Source organism: Desertivibrio insolitus, from assembly GCF_017355965.1.
Lineage (GTDB): Bacteria > Actinomycetota > Actinomycetes > Actinomycetales > Microbacteriaceae > JAFIQW01.
This window is the reverse complement of the sequence record NZ_JAFIQW010000001.1, coordinates 711,171-726,881: the sequence shown is the minus strand read 5'-3', so window position 1 is coordinate 726,881 and position 15,711 is coordinate 711,171. Positions and strand designations below refer to the sequence as shown.

At 67.9% G+C, this 15,711-nt stretch carries 20 protein-coding genes; 19 read left to right on the top strand and 1 reads right to left on the bottom strand.

The annotated features are described in order from the left end of the window. Positions 1–111: 111 nt before the first annotated feature. The 4 genes from rpsL to tuf all read left to right on the top strand — a co-directional run bounded on the left by rpsL (position 112) and on the right by tuf (position 4,452). Entirely contained in the window at positions 112–486 is a 375-nt protein-coding gene (rpsL, locus tag JUB10_RS03535; protein WP_207454260.1) for a 30S ribosomal protein S12, read from the top strand. After that, the gene (rpsG, locus tag JUB10_RS03530; RefSeq protein WP_207454259.1) at positions 486–956 is read left to right on the top strand and encodes a 30S ribosomal protein S7; all 471 of its coding nucleotides are present in this window, start codon (positions 486–488) and stop codon (positions 954–956) included. The genes rpsL and rpsG overlap by 1 nt, the downstream gene beginning before the upstream one ends. Positions 957–1,039: 83 nt before the next feature. Continuing rightward, the gene (fusA, locus tag JUB10_RS03525; RefSeq protein WP_207454258.1) at positions 1,040–3,154 is read left to right on the top strand and encodes an elongation factor G; all 2,115 of its coding nucleotides are present in this window, start codon (positions 1,040–1,042) and stop codon (positions 3,152–3,154) included. A gap of 104 nt (positions 3,155–3,258) precedes the next feature. After that, positions 3,259–4,452 carry an elongation factor Tu gene (tuf, locus tag JUB10_RS03520; protein ID WP_207454257.1) on the top strand — a complete coding sequence of 398 codons (1,194 nt, stop codon included), beginning with the start codon at positions 3,259–3,261 and terminating at the stop codon, positions 4,450–4,452. 244 nt (positions 4,453–4,696) lie between these two features. On the opposite strand, the gene JUB10_RS03515 is transcribed toward tuf, so the two are convergent. Then, entirely contained in the window at positions 4,697–5,656 is a 960-nt protein-coding gene (locus JUB10_RS03515; RefSeq protein ID WP_207454256.1) for a hypothetical protein, read from the bottom strand. Between the two features lie 369 nt (positions 5,657–6,025). Here JUB10_RS03515 and JUB10_RS03510 point away from each other — a divergent pair, with 369 nt between their 5' ends. From JUB10_RS03510 to rplN, 15 genes are all read left to right on the top strand, one after another. Then, positions 6,026–6,997 (top strand): DNA topoisomerase IB, encoded by a 972-nt coding sequence (locus JUB10_RS03510; RefSeq protein ID WP_207454255.1) that lies wholly within the window; start codon positions 6,026–6,028, stop codon positions 6,995–6,997. 82 nt (positions 6,998–7,079) lie between these two features. Beyond that, the gene (locus JUB10_RS03505; protein ID WP_207454404.1) at positions 7,080–8,840 is read left to right on the top strand and encodes a gamma-glutamyltransferase family protein; all 1,761 of its coding nucleotides are present in this window, start codon (positions 7,080–7,082) and stop codon (positions 8,838–8,840) included. 5 nt (positions 8,841–8,845) lie between these two features. Continuing rightward, a complete protein-coding gene (locus JUB10_RS03500) occupies positions 8,846–9,550 on the top strand; it encodes a YoaK family protein (RefSeq protein ID WP_207454254.1) in 705 nt (234 codons plus the stop codon). A gap of 476 nt (positions 9,551–10,026) precedes the next feature. After that, a complete protein-coding gene (gene rpsJ / locus JUB10_RS03495) occupies positions 10,027–10,335 on the top strand; it encodes a 30S ribosomal protein S10 (protein WP_027479364.1) in 309 nt (102 codons plus the stop codon). 8 nt (positions 10,336–10,343) lie between these two features. Next, on the top strand, positions 10,344–11,000 hold the full coding sequence (rplC, locus tag JUB10_RS03490) for a 50S ribosomal protein L3 (RefSeq protein ID WP_207454253.1): 657 nt from the start codon (positions 10,344–10,346) through the stop codon (positions 10,998–11,000). A gap of 5 nt (positions 11,001–11,005) precedes the next feature. Then, positions 11,006–11,656: a 50S ribosomal protein L4 gene (gene rplD / locus JUB10_RS03485; RefSeq protein ID WP_207454252.1), complete on the top strand. Its 651-nt coding sequence runs from the start codon at positions 11,006–11,008 to the stop codon at positions 11,654–11,656. Beyond that, entirely contained in the window at positions 11,653–11,952 is a 300-nt protein-coding gene (rplW, locus tag JUB10_RS03480) for a 50S ribosomal protein L23 (protein ID WP_207454251.1), read from the top strand. Before rplD ends, rplW begins: the two co-directional genes overlap by 4 nt. Before the next feature lie 20 nt (positions 11,953–11,972). Further along, positions 11,973–12,809: a 50S ribosomal protein L2 gene (gene rplB, locus JUB10_RS03475; protein WP_207454250.1), complete on the top strand. Its 837-nt coding sequence runs from the start codon at positions 11,973–11,975 to the stop codon at positions 12,807–12,809. A gap of 15 nt (positions 12,810–12,824) precedes the next feature. After that, the gene (gene rpsS / locus JUB10_RS03470; RefSeq protein WP_207454249.1) at positions 12,825–13,106 is read left to right on the top strand and encodes a 30S ribosomal protein S19; all 282 of its coding nucleotides are present in this window, start codon (positions 12,825–12,827) and stop codon (positions 13,104–13,106) included. 27 nt (positions 13,107–13,133) lie between these two features. Beyond that, on the top strand, positions 13,134–13,535 hold the full coding sequence (gene rplV, locus JUB10_RS03465; RefSeq protein ID WP_207454248.1) for a 50S ribosomal protein L22: 402 nt from the start codon (positions 13,134–13,136) through the stop codon (positions 13,533–13,535). After that, entirely contained in the window at positions 13,535–14,296 is a 762-nt protein-coding gene (rpsC, locus tag JUB10_RS03460) for a 30S ribosomal protein S3 (protein WP_207454247.1), read from the top strand. Before rplV ends, rpsC begins: the two co-directional genes overlap by 1 nt. Before the next feature lie 3 nt (positions 14,297–14,299). Beyond that, positions 14,300–14,719 (top strand): 50S ribosomal protein L16, encoded by a 420-nt coding sequence (gene rplP / locus JUB10_RS03455; protein ID WP_207454246.1) that lies wholly within the window; start codon positions 14,300–14,302, stop codon positions 14,717–14,719. Further along, positions 14,719–15,048, top strand: a complete 330-nt coding sequence (gene rpmC, locus JUB10_RS14825; protein ID WP_207454245.1) for a 50S ribosomal protein L29 — start codon at positions 14,719–14,721, stop codon at positions 15,046–15,048. The genes rplP and rpmC overlap by 1 nt, the downstream gene beginning before the upstream one ends. Next, on the top strand, positions 15,048–15,338 hold the full coding sequence (rpsQ, locus tag JUB10_RS03445; protein ID WP_207454244.1) for a 30S ribosomal protein S17: 291 nt from the start codon (positions 15,048–15,050) through the stop codon (positions 15,336–15,338). Before rpmC ends, rpsQ begins: the two co-directional genes overlap by 1 nt. 3 nt (positions 15,339–15,341) lie before the next feature. Then, positions 15,342–15,710, top strand: a complete 369-nt coding sequence (gene rplN / locus JUB10_RS03440) for a 50S ribosomal protein L14 (RefSeq protein ID WP_207454243.1) — start codon at positions 15,342–15,344, stop codon at positions 15,708–15,710. The last annotated feature ends 1 nt before the right edge of the window (position 15,711 follow it).

The following is a 15,711-nucleotide window of genomic DNA, read 5'->3' as shown; positions in this document are numbered from 1 at the left end:
AGTACGACTACGCATTGTGTGCCGCCGGTGGGACGACAAAGCACCCGACACGCCCTGACCAGGGTGTTCGGACATGACAGAACCGGCAGCACTACAACAAGGAGCAATTCAGTGCCAACCATTCAGCAGTTGGTCCGGAAGGGCCGCAGCCCGAAGGTCGTCAAGACCAAGGCGCCTGCCCTGAAGTCCAACCCGCAGCAGCGCGGTGTCTGCACCCGCGTTTACACGACGACCCCGAAGAAGCCGAACTCGGCTCTGCGCAAGGTCGCCCGCGTGAAGCTGAGCAACGGCACCGAGGTCACGGCCTACATCCCCGGTGAGGGCCACAACCTGCAGGAGCACTCGATGGTGCTCGTCCGCGGCGGTCGTGTGAAGGACCTGCCCGGTGTCCGTTACAAGATCATCCGCGGTGCGCTCGACACGCAGGCGGTCAAGAACCGTAAGCAGGCCCGTAGCCGCTACGGCGCGAAGTCGGAGAAGAAGTAATGCCTCGTAAAGGTCCCGCCCCCAAGCGCCCCGTCGTCGCCGACCCGGTGTACGGCGCCCCGGTCGTGAGCCAGCTCGTCAACAAGATCCTCGTCGACGGCAAGAAGGGCCTCGCCGAGCGCATCGTGTACGACGCCCTCTCGAACGTCGCCGCGAAGAACGGCCAGGACGCCGTCGCCACGCTTAAGAAGGCGCTCGACAACGTCCGTCCGACCCTCGAGGTCCGCTCCCGCCGCGTCGGTGGCTCGACCTACCAGGTCCCCGTCGAGGTCAAGCCGCACCGCGCCAACACCCTCGCCCTCCGCTGGCTCACCAGCTACGCGAAGGGCCGTCGCGAGAAGACGATGACCGAGCGTCTCACCAACGAGATCCTCGACGCCTCGAACGGCCTGGGTGCCGCGGTCAAGCGCCGCGAGGACACTCACAAGATGGCCGAGTCGAACCGCGCCTTCGCGCACTACCGCTGGTAATCACTCTTCCCGTCCGCGCGAAGGCGGCGTCACCAATCAGGCCGACGCCGCCTTCGCGTTGACTGCATCCGAAAGGAACCCCCGTGGCACAGGACGTGCTCACCGACCTCAGCAAGGTCCGCAACATCGGCATCATGGCGCACATCGATGCCGGCAAGACCACCACCACCGAGCGCATCCTCTTCTACACCGGTATCACCCACAAGATCGGTGAGGTGCACGACGGTGCCGCCACGATGGACTGGATGGCGCAGGAGCAGGAGCGCGGCATCACGATCACGTCCGCTGCGACGACGTGTTTCTGGGCCAACCACCAGATCAACATCATCGACACCCCCGGTCACGTCGACTTCACCGTCGAGGTGGAGCGTTCGCTCCGCGTCCTCGACGGCGCCGTCGCGGTGTTCGACGGCAAGGAGGGCGTCGAGCCCCAGTCCGAGACCGTCTGGCGCCAGGCCGACAAGTACGACGTCCCCCGCATCTGCTTCGTCAACAAGATGGACAAGCTCGGCGCGGACTTCTACTTCACCGTCGACACGATCGTGAAGCGCCTCGGCGCCAAGCCGCTCGTGATGCAGCTCCCCATCGGTTCGGAGTCCTCGTTCGAGGGCGTCGTCGACCTGGTCTACATGCGCGCCCTGACGTGGCGCGGTGACGCCAAGGGTGACGTGCAGATGGGCGCGAAGTACGAGATCGAGGAGATCCCGGCCGACCTCAAGGACAAGGCCGAGGAGTACCGCCAGCAGCTGCTCGAGGTCGTCGCCGAGACGGATGACGCCCTGCTCGAGAAGTTCTTCGGTGGCGAGGAGATCACCCCCGAGGAGATCAAGGCCGCCGTGCGCAAGCTCACGGTCAACAGCGAGATCTACCCGGTCTTCTGCGGCTCGGCGTTCAAGAACCGCGGCGTGCAGCCCATGCTCGACGCGGTCGTGGACTACCTCCCCAGCCCGCTCGACGTGCCCGCGGTTCAGGGTCACGACGTGCGCGACGAGGAGAAGGTCATCGAGCGTCACGCGGACGCGTCGGAGCCGTTCTCGGCTCTCGCGTTCAAGATCGCGGTGCACCCGTTCTTCGGCCGTCTGACCTACATCCGCGTCTACTCGGGTCAGATCGACTCCGGCGCGCAGGTCATCAACTCGACCAAGGGCCGCAAGGAGCGCATCGGGAAGGTCTTCCAGATGCACGCCAACAAGGAGAACCCGGTCGACTCGATCACCGCGGGTCACATCTACGCGGTCATCGGTCTGAAGGACACCACCACCGGTGACACCCTGTCCGACCCGGCCTCGCAGGTCGTTCTCGAGTCGATGACCTTCCCCAAGCCGGTCATCGAGGTCGCGATCGAGCCCAAGACCAAGGCGGACCAGGAGAAGCTCGGTACGGCGATCCAGAAGCTCGCCGAAGAGGACCCGACCTTCCAGGTCGAGCTCAACCAGGAGACCGGTCAGACGGTCATCAAGGGTATGGGCGAGCTCCACCTCGACATCCTGGTCGACCGCATGAAGCGGGAGTTCAAGGTCGAGGCGAACGTCGGCAAGCCGCAGGTGGCCTACCGCGAGAGCATCAAGAAGGCCGTCGAGAAGTACGACTACACCCACAAGAAGCAGACCGGTGGTTCCGGTCAGTTCGCGAAGGTGCAGATCACGATCGAGCCTCTCGAGGTCACGTCGGAGACGACGTACGAGTTCGCCAACGTCGTCACCGGTGGTCGCGTTCCGCGCGAGTACATCCCCTCGGTCGACGCTGGTATCCAGGACGCGATGCAGGTCGGCGTGCTCGCCGGCTACCCGACGGTCGGCGTCAAGGCGACGCTCGTCGATGGTGCAGCGCACGACGTCGACTCCTCGGAGATGGCGTTCAAGATCGCCGGCTCGATGGCCTTCAAGGAGGCCGCACGCCGTGCGAACCCGGTTCTGCTCGAGCCGATCATGGCCGTCGAGGTCCGTACGCCCGAGGAGTACATGGGCGACGTCATCGGCGACCTGAACTCGCGCCGTGGGCAGATCCAGTCCATGGAGGATGCGACCGGCGTCAAGGTCGTTCGCGCCAACGTGCCGCTGTCGGAGATGTTCGGCTACGTCGGTGACCTGCGCTCCCGCACCTCGGGTCGCGCTGTGTACTCGATGGTGTTCGACTCCTACGCGGAGGTCCCGAAGGCTGTGGCCGACGAGATCATCCAGAAGAACAAGGGCGACTGATCCACTCGGACGCCCGAGTACGATAACCACTACCCCAACCCGTAGAACACGCGGTCGAAATCCGTCGGCCGTGGGTCCTACATGACAGTCCTGAGGAGGACCCATTGGCGAAGGCAAAGTTCGAGCGGACTAAGCCGCACGTCAACATCGGCACCATTGGTCACGTCGACCACGGTAAGACCACGTTGACCGCGGCGATCACCAAGGTTCTGCACGACAAGTACCCGGACCTGAACGCTGCGTTCGCGTTCGACCAGATCGACAACGCGCCTGAGGAGAAGCAGCGCGGTATCACGATCAACATCTCGCACGTCGAGTACCAGACCGAGAAGCGTCACTACGCTCACGTCGACGCCCCCGGTCACGCGGACTACATCAAGAACATGATCACGGGTGCCGCGCAGATGGACGGCGCGATCCTCGTGGTCTCGGCCACCGACGGCCCGATGCCGCAGACGCGTGAGCACGTGCTCCTCGCCCGCCAGGTCGGCGTTCCCTACATCGTCGTCGCCCTGAACAAGGCTGACGTCGTCGACGACGAGGAGATCCTCGAGCTCGTCGAGATCGAGGTTCGCGAGCTGCTCTCGAGCCAGGAGTTCGACGGCGACAACGCTCCCGTCGTGCGCGTCTCGGCGCTCAAGGCGCTCGAGGGTGACGCCGAGTGGGGCGCCACCGTCGCCGCGCTGATGGAGGCCGTGGACGAGAACGTCCCGGAGCCCGTCCGCGACACCGACAAGCCCTTCCTCATGCCCGTCGAGGACGTCTTCACGATCACCGGTCGTGGAACCGTCATCACCGGTCGTGTCGAGCGCGGCGTCCTCAAGCCCAACGAGGAGGTCGAGATCGTCGGCATCAAGGAGAAGTCGTCGAAGACCACCGTCACCGCGATCGAGATGTTCCGCAAGACTCTCGACGACGCGCGCGCCGGTGAGAACGTCGGTCTGCTCCTCCGCGGTACCAAGCGCGAGGACGTCGAGCGCGGCCAGGTCGTGGTCAAGCCCGGCTCGATCACGCCGCACACCGAGTTCGAGGCGAACGTCTACATCCTGTCCAAGGACGAGGGTGGGCGTCACAACCCGTTCTACGCGAACTACCGTCCGCAGTTCTACTTCCGCACCACGGACGTGACCGGCGTCATCTCGCTGCCCGAGGGCACCGAGATGGTCATGCCCGGTGACACGACCGAGATCAGCGTCCAGCTGATCCAGCCGATCGCCATGGAGGAGGGCCTCCGCTTCGCTATCCGCGAGGGTGGCCGCACCGTCGGCGCCGGCACGGTGACGAAGATCAACAAGTAGTCTCCGACTGCGAGAGAAGGGGTCGAGCCGAAAGGCTCGGCCCCTTCTTGCGTTCCCGGGGGCGCCCTGGCCCTCGGGTGTGCCACGAAGCGCAGCTCTTGCCGACGCGCGCAGGCATTACTGCGCTCGTCACCAGCAACTGCGCAACGAGCATGGCCGCCATGAAGCGCAGCTAGTGCCGACGTGCGCAGGTAGGACTGTGCTCGTCGCTAGCAGCTGCGCACCGAAGCGTCGGCCGCACCACCTAGAGGACCGTCGGTCGACGCACCGGCCGCAGTCCCGCTGCCAGGAGCACGCTTCGCAGTGACGCCAAGCCCTGAGCGGTCTCCCAACCCCACCGGGTCACGGCTTCGCCCAAGCGCCGAAGCCGGTCCTCCCTCAACTTCTCGTCGTAGACGACCTCGCCCGCCGTCCGGCCTGCGCGCTGCTCGTCCCGCAGGTACTTGCCGCGCCCGTCGAACTCGCCGATCAGCCTGTTCACGGGCCAGTGGAAATCGACCTCTCCGATAACGCCGGCTTCGTCGAAGAACCGCGTTTGCAGGTCGGGCAGGGGCATCCTCAGCACGGCCATCCCGGCCCTGCTGAGGGACTCCCCGGCCGAGCCCGAGCGCCCGTCTGCGAGCTCCAGCACAAGCCGCGCCATACTCGAGCCTCGCAGGCCTGGTAGCGGCAGCTCCCTGGCCAGTGGCTCGGCCCCCGTGAGCAACGACTGCCGGTAGCGATTACCGGGCAGCGCGTGGTCTGCCATCGGAAGGGCTACCGAAAGCGGCTCCGTGCGCGCCACCGCCATGATCGTCCTCGCTACCGGCGCGACGAGCAGCCCGTCCACGTTCTCCACGTTCTCGTCCCACATCGCGTGCCGGTGGAAGCCGCGGGAGGAGCGGCCTTCGCCCGGCCCCACGAGTACGTGCGGCAACGCGGGCCAACTTCCGGTGTTCGGAAGGCCCCACGCGCACGCGGCCGACAAGTGGGCGAAGACCAGCGAGCGCTCGTGCGTCAGGGCGGCGGCGCGCATCGTCCACAGATGCCGCTCACGAGACGTCGCAGCGAGGTGGATGACGGAAGGCATGTAGACGCCGCGACGCACGCGGACCAGATCGCCGCTGTTCAGGCCGCGCAGGAGCTGACTGCGTAATGCCGGGGTGGTGGCGTCCGACCAGAGCAGCAGATGCTGTCGCCAAGGGGCGGCGTTCTCGAGGAGCACGCGACGAGGCTGCCCGAGATCCTGGTCGCACGCGGCCCGACGAAGGGGGGTGGGGGACTGATGAAGGCTGAAGCGGCTTGTGCAGGAGGGGGCGCCTGTCCGAACTGTGCACCTGTTCCCGTGATGCGCAGTCGCAACTGCGCTCCTCGACAACAACTGCGCACTTCGCTCCTGTCGCTGCCGAAGGGAGCCGTGCGAGCGATGCGGTGACCAGTCAGCGGTACGCACGCCAGTCACGCGGGCACCGCGGCGTTACCGCGTACGCCGGCGCTGCGGCGGCACGGCGTACACCAGCGCCGCAGCAGGCGCCCCGTCTGCTCGCGGCCAACCCCCAGGCATCCGCCCAGGAGTCGATATAGCGTCGAGAACGTGCCCAGGCTCCGTCGCAGCGACTCGACCCGGCCCGGTTACCGCCGGGTGCAGGACGGCGAGTCGTTCGCGTACCTCGATCCCAAGGGCGAGGCAGTCACCGACGCGGATCTGCTCGCCCGGTTCGACGCCCTGGCGATCCCTCCGGCGTGGACCGACGTCTGGATCGCGCCGTACGCCAACGGGCACATCCAGGCGATGGGAGTCGACGGCGCGGGCCGGCGGCAGTACATCTACCACCCGACCTGGCGCGAGCAGAAGGACAAGCTCAAGTACGACCGGGCGCTGCGCCTGGCCGAGTCGCTGCCCAGCGCCCGCCGTCAGGTGACCATGGACCTCCGACAGGAGGGCTTCCCGAAGGAGCGAGTGCTCGCCGCCGCGTTCCGGATGCTCGACACCGGCTCCCTCCGGGTCGGCAGCGAACGCTACGCCGAGGCCAACGGCAGCCACGGCCTGTCGACGCTCCTGTGCCGGCACGTCAAGGTCAGCCGCAACGACGTCGTGCACCTCGAGTTCCCGGCGAAGAGCGGCCAGGAGTGGTCGAGCGACATCAAGGACAAGGAGCTCGCCGCGTTCGTCCGCGCGCTGAAGCGCCGGGGTCCGGATGCCAGGCTGCTGGCGTACAAGGACGGGCGCCGCTGGCGCACGCTCGACGCCGCCGACATCAACGAGTACGTGAAGCTGCGTACGGGCGGCGACTTCACGGCGAAGGACTTCCGCACCCTGCACGGCACCGTTGCCGCGGCGGTGAGCCTGGCCGAGCACGGGCCGGAGCAGTCACAGGCGAAGGTGAAGAAGGCGCTCGCCCAGGCGATGCGCGACGCGAGCGACGTGCTCGGCAACACCCCGTCGATCGCGAAGGCGAGCTACGTAGACCCCCGCGTCGTCGACCACTACCGGCACGGCGAGACGATCGACCCGAAGCGCACGCACGCGGCGGAGTCCGAGGTGCGGGCGCTGCTCTTCGAGTAGGCGCGCGGCGGCGCCTCCGGCCGCCGGTACGCTCGGACGGGTGAGCTTCACCACGCGCCCCGAGCTGCTCGGCACCGTCGGCATGGTCGCCTCCACCCACTGGCTCGCGAGTGCGGCCGGCATGGCGATCCTCGAACGCGGCGGAAACGCCTTCGACGCCGCGGTCGCGACCGGCCTCACGCTGCACGTCGTCGAACCGCACCTCAACGGGCTCGGCGGCGACGTGCCGATCATCGCGTGGCGGGCCGAGGACGACGACCCGTTCGTCGTGTGCGGCCAGGGCGTCTCCCCGGCATCCGCGACACCAGAGGCATTCCGGCAGCTGGGGCTCGAGCTCGTGCCCGGCACCGGTCACCTCGCCGCCGTCGTCCCGGGCGCGTTCGGCGCCTGGCTCCGGATGCTCGCCGAGCACGGCACCATGACGTTCGCCGAGGTCACGGCGCCTGCGATCCACTACGCCCGGGACGGCTTCCCGGTGGTGCCGCAGATCGCCGCGTCGATCCGCTCCGTCGAGAAGCTGTTCCGCTCGGCCTGGCCGACCTCGAAGGAGCTGTACCTCCCGAACGACGAGGTGCCCGCGCCGGGCAAGCTCTTCCGCAACCCCGACCTCGCCCGTACCCTCGACCGCCTCGCCGCCGCCGGCAAGGCCGCGGGCGGCGACCGCGAGAACCAGGTCGAGGCCGTGCGCAAGGCGTTCTACGAGGGCTTCGTGGCCGAGGCGGTCGACGCCTACGTCAAGCAGCCCGTGCTCGACTCGAGCGGCCGCGAGCACGCGGGCCTGCTCACCGCGGACGACCTAGCCGAGTGGCGCGCCACCGTCGAGCGCCCGACCTCGGTCGACTTCTACGGCAACACCGTCTACAAGACCGGCCCCTGGGGTCAGGGGCCGGTGCTGCTCCAGCAGCTCGCGATGCTGCAGGCGGCGGATGTCACGCGCCTCGCCGCCCGCTCGCCCGAGCTCGTGCACCTCGTCACCGAGGTCGCGAAGCTCGCCTTCGCCGACCGCGAGGCGTTCTACGGCGACCCCGACCGGGTCGACGTGCCGCTCGAGAAGCTGCTCAGCGCGGAGTACGCCGCGGAGCGCGTCGCCTCGATCGGCGAGTACGCGTCGGAGGAGCTCGTGCCCGGCCTCGGCGGACGGCTGCCGCACTTCGCGCTGCACCCCACCGCGGTCGGTGCCGCCGCCGGAGCGGGGGAGCCGACGCGAGGCCCCGCGCCCGATGCATCCGCCCCCATCATCGACCGCGACGGCAGCACCCGCGGTGACACCTGTCACCTCGACGTCGTCGACCGCTGGGGCAACGTCGTTTCGGCCACGCCGAGCGGCGGCTGGCTGATGAGCTCGCCGGTGATCCCGGAGCTCGGCTTCTCGCTGCCGACGCGCGCCCAGATGTTCTGGCTCGAGGAGGGCCTGCCCTCGACGCTCGCCCCGCGCACGCGCCCCCGCACGACCCTCAGCCCCGGCATGCTCCGCACCCGCGACGGCGGCCGGGTCAGCTTCGGCACGCCCGGCGGCGACCAGCAGGACCAGTGGGTCGTGCCGTTCCTGCTCGAGCACCTGCTCTTCGGCGCCGACCTGCAGCACGCGATCGACGCGCCCTCGTGGCACTCGACGCACATGCCGTCCTCCTTCTACCCGCGCGGACGCGAGCACCTCGGGCTGCACGTGGAGTCGCGCCTCGGCGAGAGCGTGCTCTCCGAGCTGCGCCGGCGCGGGCACGAGGTCGAGGATGCCGGCGAGTGGGCGCTCGGACGCATCAGCGCCGCCGGTCGCCGGGCCGACGGCGTGCTGATGGCGGCCGCCAACCCGCGAGGCATGCAGGGCTACGCGGTGGGACGGTGACCCGGATGACTCTGACGCGACGCGAGCGCTGGTACGTGCTCGGACTCCTGCTGCTGACCGCCTCGACCGGAGCGATCGACGCCGTCAGCTACCTCGCGCTCGACCGGGTGTTCACGGGCAACATGACCGGCAACGTGCTGTTCCTCGGCTTCGCGCTCGTCGGCGTCGCCGACATCCCGTTCCTCAACAACGCCGTCGCGCTGCTCGGCTTCGTCGCCGGCTCGATCCTCGGCGGACGCCTCGTGGGCCGGGGGCACGCGAAGGCCCTGCCGCACCGCTCCGGCTGGGTGCTCGCGGTCAGCGCCGCGACCGGCTTCGGTCTCACGATCGTCTGGCTCGCGCTCGGCGAACTGCCGGAGCCCGTGCTGCTGCTCGTCACGTTCCTGCTCGCGGCGATGATGGGCGCGCAGGTCGCGGCGGTGAAGCCGCTCGGCAACACCGACATCACGACCGTCGTCGTGACGAACACGCTCGCCAACCTCGCCCGGGAGAGCCGCCTCGGCGGCGGCAAGGGCCAGGCGTGGGTGCAGCGCCTGCTCGCCGTGATCGCGATGGGCGTCGGCGCCGCCGTCGGCGCGGCGGTCGTCGTGGTCGCGGGCGGCGCGTGGGCGCTCGGCGCCTCGCTGCTGATCTTCTTGGCCGGCGGACTCACCCTCGCTCTCGCGAGCAGGGGAGCACGCGTCGTGAAGAAGGAGTCGGTGGTCGCGTAGCGGACGCACGCCCCGACGACGGCATCCGGATCAGCCGCGGCCGGCCCGCCTGGGAACCGCTAGCGAGGGACCCGAGCACCGAGCCCACGACATCCGGGACCGTCGCCACCGGGCACCCCGCCGCATCCGCTTCGCTCACAGCGAGCGCGACACGCCCGGGTTGCAGCAATGCCGGGCCTGTGGCAGACTTTTCTGGTTCAACATTCCGCGCCGTCGTGCGTGGATCACTGCCAGGCAGTGCATAGGTCAGAAGATCTAGGCCGCGGGCAGCAGGGCAAAGCTTAATCGACCGATCCGGTAACCCTCGGGATACCTCTGTGTCGAGATCGGCCGGCACGCCGCAGGTGTGCGCGGCAGGCAAAACGGATGACGCGCGAGCGGCATCCGGATTGACAGAAGAACAGTGGTGCGACAGCAGAAGTGCTCGAGCCGCGTGCGCCCGCGAGGGCGCAGTACTAGAGAGAGAAGAGTCAGACATGGCGGGACAGAAGATCCGCATCCGACTTAAGTCGTACGACCACGAGGTCATCGACACCTCGGCGCGCAAGATCGTCGACACGGTGACCCGAGCGGGTGCGACGGTCGTCGGACCGGTGCCGCTCCCCACGGAGAAGAACGTGGTCGTCGTCATCCGTTCGCCCCACAAGTACAAGGACAGCCGCGAGCACTTCGAGAAGCGCACCCACAAGCGGCTGATCGACATCATCGACCCGACGCCCAAGGCTGTCGACTCGCTCATGCGTCTCGACCTCCCGGCCGACGTCAACATCGAGATCAAGCTCTAGGACAACCCATGGCTACTGCTACCAAGACCTCCAAGGGCCTGCTGGGCAAGAAGCTCGGCATGACCCAGGTGTGGGACGAGAACAACCAGCTCGTGCCCGTCACCGTCGTCGAGATCACCCCGAACGTCGTCACCCAGCTCCGCACCGTGGAGAAGGACGGCTACGAGGCCGTGCAGATCGCCGCCGGTGCCATCGACCCGCGCAAGGTGAACCAGCCCAAGGCCGGTCACTTCAGCGCCGCCGGTGTGACCCCGCGTCGTCACCTCACCGAGATCCGCACCGCGGATGCCGCCGAGTACAGCCTCGGCCAGGAGCTCACCGTCGACGGTGTGTTCGAGGCCGGCCAGAAGGTCGACGTCGTCGGCACCAGCAAGGGCAAGGGCTTCGCCGGTGTGATGAAGCGCCACAACTTCAAGGGTGTCAGCGCCTCGCACGGTGCGCACCGCAACCACCGCAAGCCCGGTTCCATCGGCGCGTCCTCGACCCCGAGCCGCGTCTTCAAGGGCATGCGCATGGCCGGCCGCATGGGTGGCGAGCGCGTCACCGTGCTCAACCTGACCGTGCACTCGGTCGACGCCGAGAAGGGCCTCCTCCTCGTCAAGGGCGCGGTGCCCGGTGCCCGCGGCCGCCTCGTTTTCGTCCGCAACGCAGTGAAGGGAGCGTAGTTCCAATGGCTACCTCTATCGACGTTGTCGACGTCCAGGGAAACACCGCCGGTTCGGTCGAGCTGCCCGCCGAGATCTTCGACGTGCAGACCAACGTTCCGCTGATCCACCAGGTCGTCGTCGCACAGCTCGCCGCCGCCCGCCAGGGCACCCACAAGACCAAGGGTCGTGGCGAGGTCTCCGGTGCCGGCCGCAAGCCGTTCAAGCAGAAGGGAACCGGTCGCGCCCGTCAGGGTTCGATCCGCGCCCCCCAGATGACCGGCGGTGGCATCGTCCACGGACCGGTGCCGCGTGACTACGCGCAGCGCACCCCCAAGAAGATGATCGCCGCGGCTCTCCTCGGTTCGCTCTCCGACCGCGCCCGCGGCGGCCGCGTGCACGTCGTCGACTCGCTCGTCGCGGGGGAGACCCCCTCGACCAAGGCTGTCGCCAACCTGCTCGACGGCATCGCCTCGTCGAAGCACGTCCTCGTCGTGCTCGACCGCTCCGAGGAGCTCGCGCTCAAGAGCGTCCGCAACATCCCGACCGTCCACGTGCTCGAGGCCGGTCAGCTCAACGCCTACGACGTGCTCGTGAGCGACGACGTCGTGTTCACCCGGACCGCCTTCGACCGCTTCGTCGCGTCGAAGACCAAGAAGGAAGCAGTCAGCGCATGACCGCGACGTACAAGGACCCGCGCGACATCATCATCGCCCCGGTCGTCTCCGAGAAGAGCTACAGCCTGATCGACCAGGGCAAGTACACGTTCATCGTGGACCCCCGCTCGAACAAGACCGAGATCAAGCTCGCGATCGAGAAGATCTTCGGCGTCAAGGTCGACACGGTGAACACGCTGAACCGTCCGGGCAAGACCCGTCGCACCCGCTTCGGCATCGGCAAGCGCAAGGACACCAAGCGCGCGATCGTCACCCTGAAGTCGGGCACCATCGACATCTTCACGGCCGTCGGCTGAGACTCCCCAGGAAGAAGACAATGGCTATTCGCAAGTACAAGCCCACGACCCCGGGCCGCCGCGGCTCGTCGGTCGCCGACTTCGCCGAGATCACCCGCTCGACCCCTGAGAAGTCGCTGCTCAAGCCGCTGCCGAAGACCGGTGGCCGCAACAACTCCGGTCGGATCACGACCCGTCACATCGGTGGTGGCCACAAGCGCCAGTACCGCGTCATCGACTTCCGTCGTGACGACAAGGACGGCGTGAACGCAAAGGTCGCTCACATCGAGTACGACCCCAACCGCACCGCGCGCATCGCGCTGCTGCACTTCGTCGACGGCACCAAGCGCTACATCCTCGCGCCGAACCGTCTCTCGCAGGGCGACATCGTCGAGTCGGGTGCCGGGGCCGACATCAAGCCCGGTAACAATCTCCCGCTGCGCAACATCCCCGTGGGTACCGTCGTGCACGCGATCGAGCTCCGTCCCGGTGGCGGCGCCAAGCTCGCCCGCTCGGCCGGCGCCTCGGTGCGTCTCGTCGCGAAGGACGGCCCCTACGCCCAGCTGCGTCTGCCCTCGGGCGAGATCCGCAACGTCGACGCGCGCTGCCGCGCGACCGTCGGCGAGGTCGGCAACGCCGAGCAGTCGAACATCAACTGGGGCAAGGCCGGCCGCTCGCGCTGGAAGGGCGTCCGCCCGACCGTCCGCGGTGTCGCGATGAACCCGGTCGACCACCCGCACGGTGGTGGTGAGGGTAAGACCTCCGGTGGTCGTCACCCGGTGAGCCCGTGGGGTCAGCCCGAGGGCCGTACCCGTCGCCCCAACAAGGAGAGCGACAAGCTCATCGTCCGTCGTCGTACCGTCGGCAAGAAGCGTTAGTAGGAGTTTGTAGACATGCCTCGCAGTCTCAAGAAGGGCCCCTTCGTCGACGACCACCTGCTCCGCAAGGTCGTCACGGCGAACGAGACCAACAGCAAGAACGTGATCCGCACGTGGTCGCGCCGCTCGATGATCGTCCCGGCCATGCTCGGCCACACGATCGCGGTGCACGACGGCCGCAAGCACATCCCGGTGTTCGTCACCGAGACCATGGTCGGGCACAAGCTCGGCGAGTTCGCGCCCACCCGCACGTTCCGTGGGCACGAGAAGGACGACAAGAAGGGTCGTCGCCGCTGACGCGGTGACGCTTAGGAGGAGAGAGAAATGGTGGAAGCGATCGCCCGCGTGCGTCACATCCGCGTCACGCCTCAGAAGGCCCGTCGTGTCGTCGACATGATCCGCGGCCGTCAGGCCACTGAGGCCCTGGCCATCCTGAAGTTCGCGCCCCAGGGCGCGAGCGACCCCGTGTACAAGCTCGTCGCCTCGGCGATGGCCAACGCTCGGGTCAAGGCGGATGCCACGAACACGTACCTCGACGAGCAGGACCTGTTCGTCGCCCGTGCCTTCGTCGATGAGGGAACGACCCTGAAGCGGTTCCAGCCGCGCGCCCAGGGCCGTGCGTTCCGCATCAACAAGCGCACCAGCCACATCACGGTCGTCGTCGCGACGCCCGAGGACTCCGCAGCCGCCGGCACCGCCCGCGGTGGGAAGAAGGCGAGCAAGTAATGGGCCAGAAAGTCAACCCGTACGGCTTCCGTCTGGGGATCACGACCGACCACACGTCGCGCTGGTTCTCCGACTCGAAGAAGCCCGGTCAGCGCTACGCCGACTACGTGGCCGAGGACGTCAAGATCCGCACGATGCTGACGACCAGCCTCGACCGCGCCGGCGTCGCCCGCATCGAGATCGAGCGCACCCGTGACCGCGTGCGCGTCGACATCCACACCGCCCGCCCGGGCATCGTGATCGGCCGCCGCGGCGCCGAGGCCGAGCGCATCCGCGCCGACCTCGAGAAGCTCACCGGCAAGCAGATCCAGCTCAACATCCTCGAGGTCAAGAACCCCGAGGCCGAGGCCCAGCTCGTCGCGCAGGGCATCGCGGAGCAGCTCAGCGCCCGCGTGGCCTTCCGCCGCGCGATGCGCAAGGGTCTGCAGGGCGCGCAGCGTGCCGGCGCCAAGGGTGTCCGCATCCAGGTGTCGGGCCGCCTCGGTGGCGCCGAGATGAGCCGCTCGGAGTTCTACCGCGAGGGCCGCGTGCCCCTGCACACGCTCCGCGCGAACATCGACTACGGCTTCTACGAGGCCAAGACGACCTTCGGCCGCATCGGCGTGAAGGTCTGGATCTACAAGGGTGACATCACCAACAAGGAGCTCGCTCGCGAGCAGGCGTCCCAGAAGTCGTCGCGCCCCGAGCGCCGCGACGGTGACCGTCGCCGTGGGCCCCGTTCGGCCGAGCAGCAGCCGGCCGCCGCAGGAGTTGAGGCGTAAATCATGTTGATTCCCCGTCGAGTCAAGCACCGCAAGCAGCACCACCCGGGCCGTTCCGGTCAGGCGACCGGTGGCACCAAGGTCAGCTTCGGTGAGTACGGCATCCAGGCCATCACCCCCGCCTACGTGACCAACCGCCAGATCGAGGCGGCACGTATCGCGATGACCCGTCACATCAAGCGTGGTGGAAAGGTGTGGATCAACATCTACCCCGACCGTCCGCTGACCAAGAAGCCCGCCGAAACCCGCATGGGTTCCGGGAAGGGTTCGCCCGAGTGGTGGGTTGCAAACGTCAAGCCGGGTCGAGTTCTCTTCGAGCTCAGTGGCGTCGCCGAGCCGATCGCTCGTGAGGCCATGTCCCGTGCCATCCACAAGCTGCCCCTGAAGGCACGCATCATCAAGCGCGAGGAGGGCGACGCGTAATGGCCGTCGGTTCCAAGGAGCTCCGCCCTGCAGAGCTCGACACGTTCGAGAACGAGCGTCTCGTCGACGAGCTGAAGAAGGCCAAGGAGGAGCTGTTCAACCTGCGCTTCCAGTCGGCCACCGGCCAGCTCGAGAGCCACGGCCGCCTGCGTGCCGTGAAGCGCGACATCGCTCGTATCTACACCGTGATCCGTGAGCGTGAGCTCGGGATCCGCGCCACCCCCGCGCCCGTCGAGGCGCCGGCGAAGGCGACCCGCAAGAGCAAGAAGGCCGAGACGCCGGCTGAGACCGCCGAGGCGGCCGACACCACGGCTGAGGAGAAGAAGTAATGGCCAAGGCTGAAGAGGCGAAGACCGCCGCGCCGGAGCACCGCCCCTACCGCAAGGTGCGCCGTGGCTACGTGACCAGCGACAAGATGGAGAAGACCATCGTCGTCGAGGTCGAGGACCGCGTGAAGCACCCGCTGTACGGCAAGGTCATCCGCCGCACGTCCAAGGTCAAGGCTCACGACGAGCAGCAGACCGCCGGCATCGGCGACCTGGTCGTCATCGCCGAGACCCGTCCCCTGTCCGCGACCAAGCGCTGGCGTCTGGTCGAGATCCTCGAGAAGGCGAAGTAAGCCATGATCCAGCAGGAGTCCCGTCTCAAGGTCGCCGACAACACCGGCGCCAAGGAGCTGCTCACGATCCGCGTTCTCGGTGGATCGGGTCGTCGCTACGCCGGCCTCGGTGACACCATCGTCGCGACCGTCAAGGACGCGATCCCCGGTGGCAACGTCAAGAAGGGCGACGTCGTCAAGGCCGTCATCGTGCGCACGGTCAAGCAGACCCGCCGCCCGGATGGCTCGTACATCAAGTTCGACGAGAACGCCGCCGTCATCCTCAAGAACGACGGCGACCCGCGCGGTACGCGCATCTTCGGACCGGTCGGCCGCGAGCTCCGCGACAAGAAGTTCATGAAGATCATCTCGCTCGCCCCGGAGGTCATTTAGT